Here is a 14284-nt window from a genome sequence, read left to right as displayed (position 1 = left end):
AGCGGGGGCGGGCGGGGCCGAACGGGGCCGAACGGGGCCGAACGGGGCCGGGCGAGGCCGGGTGGGGCCGGGCGGGGGCGAGCGAGGCCGGGTGGGGCAGGCGGGGCCAGGGGCCGGAGCGTGGGGGGCGTTGACACCGCTGCCCCCGGCGGGCCACACTCGGGGTCGGAAACGTTTCCAGCGGTGCAACGACGCACCGTTCGCCACAGCCCGCCTCACCGTCGAGGGAGCCGTCACCGTGTCCGCTCACCGCGCCACCCTGCCCGAGGTCGCCGCCCATGCCGGCGTCTCGTTGGCGTCTGCCTCCCGGGCCCTGAACGGCACCGGCGCCAGCCCCGCGATGGTGGCCCGGGTGCGGGCGGCCGCCGAGGAGCTCGGGTACACCCCGGACGGCACCGGCCGCTCGCTGCGACTGCGCCGGACGTTCCAGATCGCCTTCGCCGTCGCCGACATCGGCAACCCCGTCTACGTCGAGATGATGACCGCGATCCAGCACCAGGTCGCCGAGCGCGGGTACCGGCTGGTCGTGGCCGAGTCCGGCGACACCCCGCAGGAGACGGGCGCGCTGGTGCGCAGCTTCGCCGCGGGGCTGGTCGACGGGATCGTGATCTCCCCGCTGCGGATCGACGACGCGCTGCGCGCCACGCTCCGGGAGGCGACCGTGCCGGTCGTCGTGGTCGGGCGCCACCTCGCCGACGACGGCCTGGACTCGGTGCAGACCGACTCGGCGGCGGGCATCGTGCAGGCGGTCGAACACGTCGTGGGCCTCGGCCGGCGCCGGGTCGGGTTCCTCAACGGTCCGCTGGACACCACTCCGGGTGCCTCCCGGCAGCGCGGCTTCGACGCGGCGGTCGCCCGGGCCGACCTGCCCACCGCCGACACCGAGCTGGCCGATGACTTCACCGTCGCCGCCGGCCTGGCCGCCGCACACCGGCTGTTCGACCGGCACACCGGCGACCGGGCCCTGGATGCGGTGGTCGCCGCGAACGACCTGCTCGCCATCGGCGTCCTGGGCGCCGCCCGCGCGCGGGCCATCGCGGTGCCGGGCGACCTGGCCGTGACCGGGATGGACGACACGGACATCGGCCGGGTCTACCACCCGACGCTGACCAGCGTCTCCCTGGGCGCCGCCGAACGTGGTCGCGCGGCGGCCCGGCTCATCCTCGACCGCCTGGACGGCGGCGGCGACCGCGCACCCCGGGCCGTCTCGGTCCCGCCGGCGCTGCAGGTCCGGGAGTCGACCGCCGGCGAGGTGACCCGATGACCGCCACTGCGACGACTCCCCCGCCCGTCCGGCGACGCGGCCGCGACGACAGGTCCCGTGGGCCGCTCGGCCGAGCGCGCCGCCGCGAGGCAGCCGCCCTGGTGCTGCCGTCCCTGCTGCCGGTGCTGGTGCTGAGCGTCGCGCCGCTGGTGGTGGGCGTCGCGCTGGCGTTCACCGATGCGCGCCTGGTCCGCAACCCGGAGTACTCGTTCGTCGGGGTCGACAACTTCACCCGGCTGCTGAGCAACTCGTTCTTCTGGGACTCGTTCCGGATCGGCCTGATCTGGGCGGTCTCCGTCACGGTGCTGCAGATCGTCGCCGCGATGGGCCTGGCCCTGCTGCTGGCCGCCGACCTGCGGCTGCGCGCCCTGACCCGGGTGCTGGCGCTGATCCCGTGGGCGATGCCGCCGGTGGTCGTGGCGATCATGTGGCGGATGATCTACTCGCCGAACGCGGGGCCGCTGAACGCCGCGCTCGGGGCGGTCGGGCTGCCGGACGACATCAACTGGCTCGCGGACTTCTCCACCGCACTGCCGGCGGTGATCGTGGTCGGGGTCTGGGTCGGGATGCCGCAGACCACGGTGACCCTGCTGGCCGGACTGCAGCAGATCCCCACCGAGATGTACGAGGCGGCCGCGATCGACGGTGCGAGCACCTGGCGCCGGTTCTGGTCGGTGACGATGCCGAGCCTGCGGCCGGTGATCACCGCGATCTCCTCACTGAACTTCATCTGGAACTTCAACTCGTTCAGCCTCGTGTACGTGCTGACCGAGGGCGGGCCGGGCGGCAAGACCATGCTGCCGATGCTCTTCACCTACATCGAGGCGTTCAAGAACCGGAACATCGGCTACGCCGCAGCGATGGGCGTGGTGCTGGTGGTGGTGGTCGTCCTCCTGCTGGTCGGGTACCTGCGAACCCAGCTCCGCGACGAGAAGGAGCGCTGACATGCGTGCCGTGATCCGTCCCGCGCAGTACCTCGCGCTGGCCCTGTACATCGTCTTCCTCGCCTTCCCGCTGGTCTGGCTGATGTCGGCGTCGGTGAAGTCGTCGGGGGAACTGAACTCGCTGTCCGTGCGCCTGCTGCCCGAGCAGTGGCACTGGGACAACTTCGCCCAGGCGCTGGAGCGGCAGGGCCTGGTCCGTTCGGCGGGCAACTCCCTCGGGGTGGCGCTGGTGTCGACCGCGCTCGTGGTGCTGATCGCACTGCCCGCGGCCTACGCGCTGGCCAGGTTCCGGGGGGTGCTGCGCACGATGGGCACCGGCTGGATCCTGGTCAGCCAGGTGTTCCCGGTGATCCTGGTGGTGCTGCCGCTGTTCCTGATCCTGCGCACGATCGGGCTGACCGACAGCCTGGTCGGCCTGACCCTGGTGCACACCACCTACACGCTGCCGTTCGCGCTGTGGATGTTGCAGGGCTACGTCGCCGCGATCCCGGTGGACCTGGAGGAGGCGGCGTCGATGGACGGCGCCGGCCGGGTGCGGGCGCTGCGCGAGATCGTGCTGCCGCTGCTCATGCCGGGGGTGGTGGCGACGGCGATGTTCTCCTTCGTGTCCTCCTGGAACGAGTTCTTTTTCGCACTCGTGCTGTTGCAATCCCCCGAGAACTACACCCTGCCGATCACGCTGAAGATGTTCATCGGCGGCGAGGGCAAGGTCGCGCTCGGTCCGCTCGCCGCGGGGTCCGTCCTCGCCGCGATCCCGAGCATCGTCTTCTTCTCGATCATGCAGAAGAAGCTCACCGGCGGCCTGCTCGCCGGGGCCGTCAAGGGCTGAACCACACCATCGGAAAGGCGTACCGCCAATGCACACGCGTGGAGCTTTCATCGTCGCAAGCGTCACGGGCACCGTTCTGCTGCTGACCGCCTGCGGGGGCGGCAGCGGGGACGACGGGGCCGATGAGGGTCCGGTGACCCTCACCTTCCAGTCGCTGTCCGACCAGCCGGCCGCCATCGAGGCGACCGAGAACATCGTGGACGCCTGGAACGCCGAGAACCCGGACGTCCAGGTCGAGATCGTCCCCGCCGGCTGGGACGGGATCTACGACAAGCTGATCACCCAGTTCAACGGCGGTGCGGCGCCGGACATCATCCACTACGAGGCGGCCGGGATCGTGCCGTTCGCCGTGGACGGCTACCTCGCCGACCTGACCGACCTGATCAGCGAGGACTTCGTGTCCGACGTGCCCGAGGGCGTGATGTCGACGGTCACGGTGGACGACCAAGTGGTGGGCTACCCGACCGAGTTGCAGTCGTACATGGTGTTCGCCAACCGCACCCTGCTGGAGCAGGCCGGGGTCGAGATCCCGACCGGCGACACGATGACCTGGGACGAGCTGCAGGAGATCGCCCGCGCGACCACCTCCGGCACGACGGCCGGACTCGGCTGGGGCCTGAAGAGCCCGACCGCCGCATTCATGACCATGGGGCCGAGCTTCGGCGGCACCTACTTCGAGGGCTCCGGGGCGGACGCGACCCTGACCGTCGGCGACGGCGAGCTGGCGATCCCGGAGATCGTCTCGGAGATGACGGCCGAGGGCACCCTCGCCCCGGTGACGCTGACCCAGTCCGGCTCGGAGGTGCTCGCCTCGTTCTACGCCGGCCAGGTGGCGATGACCATCCAGGGCTCCTACCAGGCGGCGAACATCACCGCCGACGCACCCGAGGGCTTCGACTGGGTGGTCCTGCCGCCGCTGGAGGGCTCGGAGGGCGCCGGGCAGGCCGCCAACCCGCAGACGCTGTCGGTCAACATCGACTCCGAGCACGTCGAGGAGGCCGCCGACTTCCTGAACTTCTTCACCGAGCCGGAGAACCTGGCCGCCCTGAACCAGGCCGACGCCCTGATCCCGTCCTCCACCTCCGCCCGCGACCTGATGGCCGAGGAACTGGCCGGCGAGCCCGGGTGGGACGTGGTGCTGTCCTCCGGTGAGTACTTCACCGAGGCGCCGTACCTGTTCGTCGACGCCTACGCGCAGTGGAAGGACACCGTGGCCACGCCCGCGTTCCAGCGGTTCCTGGCCGGCGAGACCGACTCCGCGACCCTCGCGGACGAGCTGACCTCCGGGTGGGACGAGATCACGAGCTGATCGAGGACCGCCGGGGACATCGAGCACCGAGCACCGACGAGCAGGGAGCATCCGTGAGCTGGCTGGACGACCGAGCGGAGGCCGTGATCACCGGCGCCGCCGTGGGCGACGCGCTGGGCGGCGCCACCGAGGGCTGGACGCCCGAGCAGATCGAGCAGCGGTACGGCGGCCGGGTGCGGGGGATCGTCCCCCCGTACTACCCGGACTGGCGCACCGCCCGGCCGATCGCGCCGTACCACAAGGGCGACGGCCACGTCACCGACGACACCTTGATGACGCGCGCGCTGGTGGCGGTCTACGCGGCGCGGCGCACGCATCTGGACGCCTACGCCGTGGCCGAGGACCTGGTGCCGCGGATGATCGGGGAGCCGACCTGGGTCCCCGAGCTGGAGGCGGAGGCGCTGATCCTGCAGCGGGTGTTCCTGGCCGAGAAGTGGTTGGTGGCCCGGCTGCACTACGGGCACGTCGATCCGCGCGAGGCCGGCGTCGGCAACATCGTCAACTGCGGCGCGGCGATGTACATGGCGCCGGTCGGGGTGGTGAACGCCGGTGATCCGCGGGCGGCTTATGCCGAGGCGATCGACGTCACCGCCCCGCACCAGTCCTCCTACGGCCGGGAGGCCGCCGGGGTGTTCGCCGCTGCCGTCGCGGCGGCGCTCACCCCGGGGGCGTCGGTGGCCGACGTGCTCGCCGCCGCCCGGTCGGTCGCACACGACGGGACCGCGGCCGCGCTCGACGCCGTCACCGCCGCGGTGGCCGGCCTGCCCGTTCCGGCGTCGGACCAGGACGAACGCCGCCTGGCCCGGCTGGTCCGGGAGGCGGTCGCCCCCTACGACTCGGTCGGGCCGGAGTACCGGAACATGTCCGCCGACGCCCGGCGCCCCTCCCGGACCAAGTCCATCGAGGAACTCCCGGTGGCGCTGGGCCTGCTCGCGGCGCACGCCGGGGACTACCGGGGATCGGTGCTGGCGGCGGTGAACTACGGCCGGGACGCGGACTCGATCGCGGTGATGGCCGGGGCGCTCGCCGCCGGACTCGGTGGCACCGCCGTCGTGCCCGCCGAGTGGCTGGACGCGGTGCAGGAGGCCAGCCGGATGGACCTGCGCGCCACCGGACGGGAGCTGGCCGCGGCGGCCGCCGACGTGCTGGCGGCCGACGCCGAGCGGGCCCGCACCCGGGCGGCCGCCCTCGACGCCCTGCTGCGGGAGGCGCCGTGCGACTGACCTGGGCGCAGCCGGAGGACCTGCTGCCGCACGAACTCGTGCAGTGCGCCGACGAGGGCATGGACGTCCAGGACGTCGCCGTCCGGTGGTCCGCCGCGGGCGGGTCGCTCACGCCGGCGGTGAGCGGCGCCGGCCCGGAACCCGCCGGTCCGGAGCTGCGGGCGCTGGCCCGTGAGCTGCTCGGCGAGGTGGCCGGCCGGACCGCCGCCGCCGGGCTCACCGGCCCGGCGACCTGGCCGGAGCTGGCGACCACGCTGCCGGCCGCCGCGGAGCTGCCCGCCCCGGACGAGTCCGCGCTGCCCGACCGGGTGCTCGGGGCGTGGACCGGCCGAGCCGCCGGGTGCCTGCTCGGCAAGCCGGTGGAGAAGATCCCGCGCGCCGGCATCGAGCAGATCCTGCGCGCCACCGGACGTTGGCCACTGGACCGCTGGTTCACCGCGGTCGGCCTCCCCGAGGACGTCGCGCGGCGCTGGCCGTGGAACCGGCGCAGCGCCCCCACCTCCCTGGAGGAGAACATCGACGGCGTCCCCGAGGACGACGACCTGAACTACCCGCTGCTCGCCCTGACCCTGCTGGAGCGGCACGGCGCGCACCTGACCACCGAGGACGTCGCGCAGGCCTGGTTGGACCAGCTGCCCGCCGGCCGCACCTTCACCGCCGAGCGGGCCGCCTACCGCAATCTGCTCGACGCCCGTCCGGTACCGGAGACCGCCACCCACCTCAATCCGTTCCGCGAGTGGATCGGTGCCCTGATCCGCGCCGACGTGCCCGGCTGGGTGCACCCGGGCCGGGTGCACGACGCGGCCCGACTGGCCTGGGTCGATGCCCGGCTGAGCCACACCCGGGACGGCGTACACGGCGCGCTCTGGGCCGCGGCGGCCTGTTCGGCGGCGCTGGTCTGCGACACGGTCGACCAGGTGCTCGACGCCGCAGACACCGCGATCCCGGCGGACAGCCGGCTCGCCGAGGCGGTCCGCTTCGGGCGCCGGACCGCCGCGACCGCACCCGACCTGGCCTCCGGGCTGGACGCCCTGCACGCCCGGTACGGCCACCTGCACTGGGTGCACGTGCTGAACAACGCCGCGGTGATCGCCTGGGCACTCGGGGTCGGCGGCGGGGACCTCGGGCGCAGCATCAGCGCCGCGGTCACCGCGGGCTGGGACACCGACTCCTCGGCCGCCACCGTCGGCTCGGTGGTCGGCGGGCTGACCGGCGCCGCCGCCCTCGACCCGCGCTGGGTGACGCCGCTGGACGACCGGATCGCCACGTCGCTGCCCGGGCCGGCGGAGCACCGGATCACCGAGCTGGCCGCCCGCACGCTGCGGGTCCGCGCCGAGTTGGCCACCGACGTGATGGGGGCACACCCGCAGGACCAGAACCAGGAGACCCCGTGACGTTCGACCCGCTCGTCCCCCGCCCGATCGACCTCCCGACCCCGGTGCCGCTGGACCCGGATGCCGACCTCGCGGCACTCGACGACGCCAAGATCTTCGCCGCCCCGGACGACCCGGCACTGCTGCCCGCCTGGCGCGAGCGACTGCACGCCTGGCGCGCCGACGCCCGTCGCCGGCACGGCTACGACGACGTCGCGTACCGCCGCCCCGGCGGGCTGTGGGCGGCCGGCTGCCACACCGTCGCGCAGGTCTGGCTGTGGGACGAGCTGCTCTACGACGCCGACGCCCACCGGTTCACCCCGGAGCGGTTCCTGGCCGACGCCGAGCGGTTCGGCGGCCTGGACGCGGTGGTGCTCTGGCACGCCTACCCGGTGATCGGCATCGACGACCGGAACCAGTGGGACCACTACCGGGACGTCCCGGGGATCGGCGATCTGGTGTCGGACCTGCACGCCGCCGGGCTGCGGGTCTTCGTGGACTACAACCCGTGGGACACCGGCACCCGGCGCGGCGCCGACGACGCCACCGAGCTCGCCGCCCTGGTCGCCGACCTCGGGGCAGACGGGGTGTTCCTCGACACGCTCCGCAAGGCCGACCCGGATCTGGTCGACCGCCTGGAACGCGCCCGGCCCGGCCTGGTGCTCGAGGGCGAGTCGAAGCTGGCCACCGAGCGGATCGCCGACCACACCGCGTCCTGGGCGCAGTTCTTCGCCGACAGCCCGGTCCCCGGGGTGCTGCGCGCGCACTGGTTCGAGCGCCGGCACATGCAGCACCACGTCCGGCGCTGGCACCGGGACCACTCCGAGGAGTTGCAGTCGGCGTGGCTGAACGGGGTCGGCGTCATGGTGTGGGAGGTGGTGTTCGGGGTCTGGGTCGGGTGGAGCCGGCGCGATGCCGCCACCCTGCGCCGGATGCTGGCCGTGCAGCGGGCCGCCGGTGACCTGCTCCGCACCGGCGAATGGACGCCGCTGGCCGCCCTCGCGCCCGATGCCGCACCCGGGCTGTACGCCTCCTCGTTCGCCCTGGACGGCGTCACGCTCTGGACGGTGGTGAACCGCGCCGGCACCGACGCGCGCGGACCCGTCCTGCCCGAGCGGCCCGGACGGGTGATCGACCTGCTGACCGGCACCGAACCCGGTGCGGACGTCGTGGTGCCGGCCCGGGGGGTGGCCGCGCTGCTGCACCTGGAACCCGGGACCGCCGAGCCGGACTGGGTGGCCGGTGTGATGGCGGCCGCGCGGGCCGGGGACCTGCGGCACGATCCCGATGCCGCCTTCCAGCACCGACTCGCCCGCCGGGTCGGCGCACCGGACCCGGCGCCGGTGGCACGGTCGGAGGTTCCGGCGGACGCGGTGCTGGTCCCGGCCGGCGACTGGGTGCTGACCGTCCGGTACCGGGCCCGGGAGACCGGCATGTACCAGGGCGCGCCCTATGTGGACGAGTGGAAGCCGCTGCCGCCGCGGTTGCATGACGCGCGCACCCTGCAGCGGGACGGGCACCTGCCGCGTCCGGTCGCCGTCGCCCGGACCGAGGTCACCCGCGCCGAGTTCGCTTCCTTCGTCGCCGCCACCGGCTACCGGCCTGCGGTCGGGCACCGGTTCCTCGCCGGGTCGCAGGCCGACGATGCGCCCGTGACGCAGGTCGACCTGGCCGACGCCCGTGCGTACTGCGCCTGGCGGGGCGGGCGGCTGCCCACCGAGGACGAGTGGCAGCTCGCCGGCCAGACCGGTGGGCTGCACCGGGGCCGTCCGGTGGTGTGGAACTGGACCGAGAGCGAGCACACCGACGGCCGGACCCGGTTCGTGATGCTCAAGGGCGGCGCCGACCACCGATCCGAGGGTTCGGAGTGGTACGTCGACGGCGGGCCGCAGCCGCCCGAGGTCAGCCTGAAGTTCCTGCTGCCCGGCCTCGGAGTCGCCCGCAGCACCAGCATCGGCTTCCGGTGCGCGTGGGATCTGGAGGTCGCGCCGTGACCGTCTCCCGCGACCCGGCCACCGGCCCGCTGTCCGGCCTGCGGGTGATCGACGCCTCGACGCTGTTCGCCGGACCGATGGCCGCCATGCACCTCGGCGACCTCGGCGCCGACGTGATCAAGGTCGAGCACCCCGACCGCCCGGACCCCTCCCGCGGGCACGGCGCCGCGAAGGACGGGGTGAACCTGTGGTGGAAGACCCTCGGCCGCAACAAGCGCGCGGTCACCGCGAACCTGTCCGCCCCGGGCGGGCGCCAGGTGCTGCTCGACCTGGTCGGACGCTCCGACGTGCTGATCGAGAACTTCCGGCCCGGCACCCTCGAACGCTGGGGTCTCGGACCCGACGTCCTGGCCGCACACAACCCGCGGCTGGTGCTGGCCCGGGTCAGCGGGTTCGGCCAGCTCGGGCCGTACCGCACCCGGCCCGGCTTCGGCACCCTCGCCGAGGCGATGAGTGGCTTCGCCGCCATGACCGGCGACCCGGATGGCCCGCCGACCCTGCCACCGTTCGGGCTGGCCGACGGCATCGCGTCCCTCGCCACGGCCTTCGCGATCATGACCGCCCTGCACGCCCGGGACCGCACCGGGCGCGGCGAGGTGGTGGACGTCGCGATCATCGAGCCGATCCTGGCGATGCTCGGCCCGCAGATCACCCGCTGGGACCAGCTCGGCACGGTGCAGCCCCGGACCGGCAACCGGTCGGCGAACAATGCGCCCCGCAACGTCTACTGCACCCGCGACGGCCACTGGGTGGCGGTGTCGACCTCCGCGCAGTCGATCGCCGAGCGGGTGATCCGGCTGGTGGGCCGGCCCGAACTCGTGCACGAGCCGTGGTTCGCCCACGGCGCCGACCGGGCCCGGCACGCCGATGAGCTGGACGCCGCGGTCGGTGGCTGGATCGCCGAGCGCGACCGGGCCGAGGTGGTCGCCGCGTTCGAGGCCGCGCAGGCAGCGGTGGCACCGGTATACGACGCCGCCGACATCGTCGCCGACCCGCAGTTCCAGGCACTGGGCACCATCCACACCGTCGACGACCCGGAGCTCGGACCGATGGCCATGCAGGGCCCGCTGTTCCGGATGTCCGGGCACGACGCCGTGATCGCCTTCACCGGTCGCCCGCACGGCGCCGACACCGAGGCCGTGCTCGCCGGTCTCGGTTACCCGGCCGAGCGGATCGCCACCCTGCGCGCGGAGGGCGCGATATGACCCGCCCGGTCCGCACCGCGCTCGGCTGCCCACCCGAGTGGATCGCCGCCCTGCCCGCGCAGGACGCGCGATGACCCGCCCGGTGCGGACCGCCGTCGTGACCGCGGAGGATGCCCGATGACCCGCCCCGTCCGCACGCTGCTCTACGCACCCGCCGACCGGCCGGACCTCGCGGCCAAGGCACTCGCCGGCGACGCCGACGTGGTGGTGCTGGACCTGGAGGATGCGGTCGCCCCGGCCCGGAAGGCGTCCGCCCGGGACGCACTCGCCGGCCTGATCGCCGCCGCCCCCGCCGGACGTCCGGTACAGGTCCGGGTGAACCAGGAGCACGCACCGTGGCACGCCGACGACCTCGCTGCCGTCGCCGAGCTCCCGGCGTCCGTGGGTCTCCGGGTGCCGAAGGTCAACCGGCCCGAGGCGGTGCGGGCGCTGGCCGCCGCACTGCCCGGACGGCCACTGCACCTCCTGCTGGAGGACGCGCTCGGCATCGAGCACGCCTTCGCCGTCGCCACCGCCGACCCCGCCGTCGCCACCCTCGGGCTCGGCGAGGCCGACCTGCGCTCGGACCTGGGTGTCTCCGGCGAGGAGGGCCTCGCCTGGGTGCGGTCCCGCGTGGTAACCGCAGCCCGTGCGGCCGGACTGCCGGCGCCGGCCATGTCGGTGTACCCCCACGTCACCGACCTGGACGGGCTGCGGGCGTCCTGCGTCGCCGGGCGGGCACTCGGCTTCGTCGGGCGGGCCGCCATCCACCCGCGACAGCTCCCGGCGATCCGGGCGGCGTTCACGCCGGACGCCGCGGAGGTCGAGCGGGCGCGCGAGGTGCTCGACCGGGTCGCCGGCGCCCACCAGGCCGGGGTCGGGGCCGTGGTGCTCGCGGACGGGACCTTCCTGGACGTGGCGATGGTCGAGCGGGCGCGCTCCGTGGTGGCACTCGCCGAGGACTGACTCCCCCTCCGGCGAGTGCGGAGAAACTGCCGCCCGAACCGCCCAGATCGCGACACCTTCTCCGCACTCGTCCAGCGAGGGCACAGTTGACGTTGGAACCTGGGCCCGCGCACCAACGCGAACTGCGCCCTCGGCGATGCTGAGGCGGGCGGACGGACGAGCGGCCTGGCGGGTTAGTCAGCGCGGGCTCAGTGCGCGTGCGCGTGTGCCTCCCCGTCCCGGTGCACGTGGTCGTGTTCCGGGTCGGGGAACTCGCCGAGCCCCAGGCGGGCGCGCACCTCGGGGCGGCGCAGCGGTGGCACGGTCGCGGGCGGGCGGCGGCGGTCCGGGAGCTCGTCGAGCAGCCGGGTGACGATGGCGGCGATCTCCTCGACCGCGTGGTCGACCGGGCCGGCGGTGGCGGCACTCACCGACTGGACGCCGGTGACCTTCCGGACGAACTGACGGGCCGCGGCCTCGATCTCCTCGTCGGTCGCGGCCGGCTCCAGGCCCCGCAGGGTCGTGATGTTCCGGCACATGCCGCCCACGGTAGGCCCGGCCCGCCGACCCGGCGAGGGGTCAGCCGCGGACCACCTGCTGGACCGCCCACCGGTTGCCGTCCGGGTCGGCGAAGAACACGAACCGGCCCCAGGGGAAGTCCTGCACCTCCCCCACGTCCAGTCCCCGGGCGGTGAGGTCGGCGCGGGCGGCCTCGATGTCGGTGACCACCAACTGCAGGCCCTCCACCGAGCCGGGGGCCATGTCGGTCAGCCCGGTGCCGATCGCGATCGAGGCCGGCGAGCCGGGCGGGGTGAGTTGCACGAACCGGAGGTCGTCGTTGACCTGGAAGTCACCGTCGAGCACGAAGCCCGCCCGGTGCACGTAGAAGTCGATGGCGCGGTCCACGTCGGAAACCGGCACCTGCACGAGTTCCAGTCTGTAGTCCATGCGCGCGACGCTACGCCGGGGCACCGACACGCGGTGCCCCGGCGTCCTGCGCCCGGGCTCAGCCGACCGAGCCCTCCACGGCCTTGACCCAGACGTTCTTGTTGTCGGCGCCGTACTGGTAGACGCCGATGAACGCGCTGGACGGGTCGTTGTCCTCGTTGAACGGGCCGATGCCGGCCTGTCCGACGTAGTGGATGTCGTCCCCGCCCTCGATCAGGTCGACGCAGTCGGCGAAGGTGCTGCACTCCTCGCCGCCGTCCGCGCCGGAGACCGCGGCCATGTTCGCCTGGATGGTCGGGCCGTCGGTGCCGCCGCCCTTCACCGCGGCCAGCGCCGCCAGGATCGTGGCGTCGTAGGACTCCGGACCGTAGGCGTAGTCGGTCAGGTTGGGGTCGACCTCCTTGAGCCGGGCCTGGAAGTCGTCGCTGGGGAACGCGCCGGGGATGGTGCCCTGGGCGCCCTCCAGCGTGCCGGCCTCGAAGTCGGCGGAGTAGTCGGCGGTGTTGCCGTCGACCATGTAGATGGTGGACGGGTCCACCCCGGCGGCGACCAGCTCCGGGATGATCTGTTTGGTCTGCTCGAAGGCGAGGATCACCACGGCGTCCGGGCTGGTCGCCATCAGTGCGGTCACGTCGGTGGCGAAGGACGACGCGGCCGGGTCGAACTCCTCGCCCGGGTTGCCGTAGACCACCGTGGCGCCGGCCTCCTCGACGGTGCTCTTGACCACGTCCCGCAGCGAGGTGCCGTAGTCGTCGTTGAACACCAGGATGCCGATGTTGGCCTTGCCGTCGCCGGTGATCAGGTTGCCGAGAGCGGCGCCCTGGACCGTGTCCGGCGGGGCGGTGCGGAAGTAGTAGTCGGAGTACCCGGACAGGCCGGTGGCGGTGTTGGCGGGTGAGATCTGCACCACCTCGGCGCCGGTGATGTCGTCGATGACGTTGAAGGTCACCGAGGACGAGGCCGCACCGATGATGACCTGCACGTCCTGGGACAGCAGGTCGGTGACGGACTGGGTGGCGACCTCGCCGTGGTCGGCGTCCGAGGAGTCGGCGTGCACCACCTCGATGTCGGAGCCGAGCACGCCGCCGGCCTCGTTGATCTCCTGCACCGCCAGATCGACGCCGGCGACCTCCGGCGGGCCGAGGTAGGCCAGGGTGCCGGTCTGCGGGAGCAGGGTGCCGATCTTCAGCGGCTCACCGCTGCCGGAGCCGCTGCCGGTGGACCCGGCCTCCGCGTCGTCGTCTGATCCGCTGGCGCACGCGGTCAGCACGAGCGCGACGGCACCGGCGAGTGCCGCCGCCTGGAGAGCATGTGTCGTACGAATCATGCGGGGAACCCCTCTGCTGAGGACGTCCGGCGACGGGCGCGCCGGTCACTGTGGCGGCGACGCTAGGGGCGCTCTGTGTCACCCGTGTGTCGGTCGTGTCTCAACCAGGGTTGTTGTGGATTCGTGACAAAGCACGGAACCCGACCCGTCATCGTGACGGGCCGGGTTCCGTGGGAGCACCGGGTTCAGGCCGGGATCAGGAGGCGCCGCCCACCTGGTCGATCACGGCGTCGGCCACCTCGCGCATGGTGAGGCGGCGGTCCATCGAGGTCTTCTGGATCCAGCGGAAGGACTCCGGCTCGGACAGGCCCATCTTGGTCATCAGCAGGCCCTTGGCGCGGTCGACGCGCTTGCGGGTCTCGAACCGCTCGGCGAGGTCGGCGACCTCGGACTCCAGCGCGGTGATCTGGGCGTAGCGGGAGATCGCGATCTCGACCGCGGGCAGCAGGTCGGCCGGGCTGAACGGCTTGACCACGTAGGCCATCGCACCGGCGTCCCGGGCGCGCTCGACCAGCTCGGTCTGGGAGAAGGCGGTCAGCAGCACCACCGGGGCCAGGTGGCCCTTGGCGATCCGCTCGGCCGCGGAGATGCCGTCCAGCACGGGCATCTTGACGTCCATCACGACCACGTCGGGCTTGAGCTCGGTGGCCAGCGCCACCGCCTGCTCGCCGTCGCCGGCCTCCCCCACCACGTCGAATCCGGCCTCACGGAGCGTCTCGACGACGTCCATCCGGATCAGTGCCTCGTCCTCGGCGACGACGGCGCGGCGGGCCGGGCGGGCCTCCGGGTCGGCGGCCTTCTCCTCGGTCTTGGTGGGGATGTCGAGGTCCAGCGGTGCGGCGTCGGCCGTCTCCACTGCCTCGTTCGGGGTTGCGTCCTGGGTGCTCACACGGAGGATTCTAGGTCCTCGGCTGCTCCTCGTGGCGGATTGTCCGGCTGTGAAC

At 73.5% G+C, this 14284-nt stretch carries 13 protein-coding genes; 9 read left to right on the top strand and 4 right to left on the bottom strand.

Annotated elements, in window-relative coordinates; genetic code table 11:
* The first annotated feature begins 238 nt into the window (after positions 1-238).
* The 9 genes from HGA03_RS12005 (at position 239) to HGA03_RS11965 (ending at position 11086) form a co-directional block, all read left to right on the top strand.
* A complete protein-coding gene (locus HGA03_RS12005; protein ID WP_168630509.1) occupies positions 239-1264 on the top strand; it encodes a LacI family DNA-binding transcriptional regulator in 1026 nt (341 codons plus the stop codon).
* Complete coding sequence (locus HGA03_RS12000) at positions 1261-2208, top strand: carbohydrate ABC transporter permease (RefSeq protein ID WP_168630508.1); 948 nt, start codon at positions 1261-1263, stop codon at positions 2206-2208. The genes HGA03_RS12005 and HGA03_RS12000 overlap by 4 nt, the downstream gene beginning before the upstream one ends.
* Before the next feature lies 1 nt (position 2209).
* Positions 2210-3037 carry a carbohydrate ABC transporter permease gene (locus HGA03_RS11995; RefSeq protein WP_168630507.1) on the top strand — a complete coding sequence of 276 codons (828 nt, stop codon included), beginning with the start codon at positions 2210-2212 and terminating at the stop codon, positions 3035-3037.
* A 133-nt stretch (positions 3038-3170) separates the two neighbouring features.
* On the top strand, positions 3171-4346 hold the full coding sequence (locus HGA03_RS11990; protein ID WP_239073456.1) for an ABC transporter substrate-binding protein: 1176 nt from the start codon (positions 3171-3173) through the stop codon (positions 4344-4346).
* Positions 4347-4399: 53 nt separating this feature from the next.
* Positions 4400-5569: an ADP-ribosylglycohydrolase family protein gene (locus tag HGA03_RS11985; RefSeq protein ID WP_168630505.1), complete on the top strand. Its 1170-nt coding sequence runs from the start codon at positions 4400-4402 to the stop codon at positions 5567-5569.
* A complete protein-coding gene (locus HGA03_RS11980) occupies positions 5560-6963 on the top strand; it encodes an ADP-ribosylglycohydrolase family protein (protein WP_168630504.1) in 1404 nt (467 codons plus the stop codon). The genes HGA03_RS11985 and HGA03_RS11980 overlap by 10 nt, the downstream gene beginning before the upstream one ends.
* Complete coding sequence (locus HGA03_RS11975) at positions 6960-8936, top strand: SUMF1/EgtB/PvdO family nonheme iron enzyme (protein ID WP_168630503.1); 1977 nt, start codon at positions 6960-6962, stop codon at positions 8934-8936. Before HGA03_RS11980 ends, HGA03_RS11975 begins: the two co-directional genes overlap by 4 nt.
* Positions 8933-10141 carry a CaiB/BaiF CoA transferase family protein gene (locus HGA03_RS11970; protein WP_168630502.1) on the top strand — a complete coding sequence of 403 codons (1209 nt, stop codon included), beginning with the start codon at positions 8933-8935 and terminating at the stop codon, positions 10139-10141. The genes HGA03_RS11975 and HGA03_RS11970 overlap by 4 nt, the downstream gene beginning before the upstream one ends.
* Positions 10142-10258: 117 nt before the next feature.
* Entirely contained in the window at positions 10259-11086 is an 828-nt protein-coding gene (locus tag HGA03_RS11965; protein ID WP_168630501.1) for an HpcH/HpaI aldolase/citrate lyase family protein, read from the top strand.
* A 188-nt stretch (positions 11087-11274) separates the two neighbouring features.
* Here the strand turns inward: HGA03_RS11965 and HGA03_RS11960 are convergent, their stop codons facing one another.
* The 4 genes from HGA03_RS11960 to HGA03_RS11945 form a co-directional block, all read right to left on the bottom strand.
* Positions 11275-11604: a DUF2277 domain-containing protein gene (locus tag HGA03_RS11960; protein ID WP_168630500.1), complete on the bottom strand. Its 330-nt coding sequence runs from the start codon at positions 11602-11604 to the stop codon at positions 11275-11277.
* Positions 11605-11644: 40 nt separating this feature from the next.
* Positions 11645-12013 (bottom strand): VOC family protein, encoded by a 369-nt coding sequence (locus HGA03_RS11955; RefSeq protein ID WP_168630499.1) that lies wholly within the window; start codon positions 12011-12013, stop codon positions 11645-11647.
* A 58-nt stretch (positions 12014-12071) separates the two neighbouring features.
* A complete protein-coding gene (locus HGA03_RS11950) occupies positions 12072-13340 on the bottom strand; it encodes an ABC transporter substrate-binding protein (RefSeq protein ID WP_168630498.1) in 1269 nt (422 codons plus the stop codon).
* A gap of 196 nt (positions 13341-13536) precedes the next feature.
* Complete coding sequence (locus HGA03_RS11945) at positions 13537-14229, bottom strand: ANTAR domain-containing response regulator (protein ID WP_373307642.1); 693 nt, start codon at positions 14227-14229, stop codon at positions 13537-13539.
* Positions 14230-14284: the final 55 nt, after the last annotated feature.

The organism is Cellulomonas denverensis (assembly GCF_012396125.1).
Taxonomy (GTDB): Bacteria; Actinomycetota; Actinomycetes; order Actinomycetales; family Cellulomonadaceae; genus Cellulomonas; species Cellulomonas denverensis.
The sequence above is the reverse complement of the archived record's forward strand: the minus strand, read 5'-3'. Positions and strand labels throughout refer to the sequence as shown.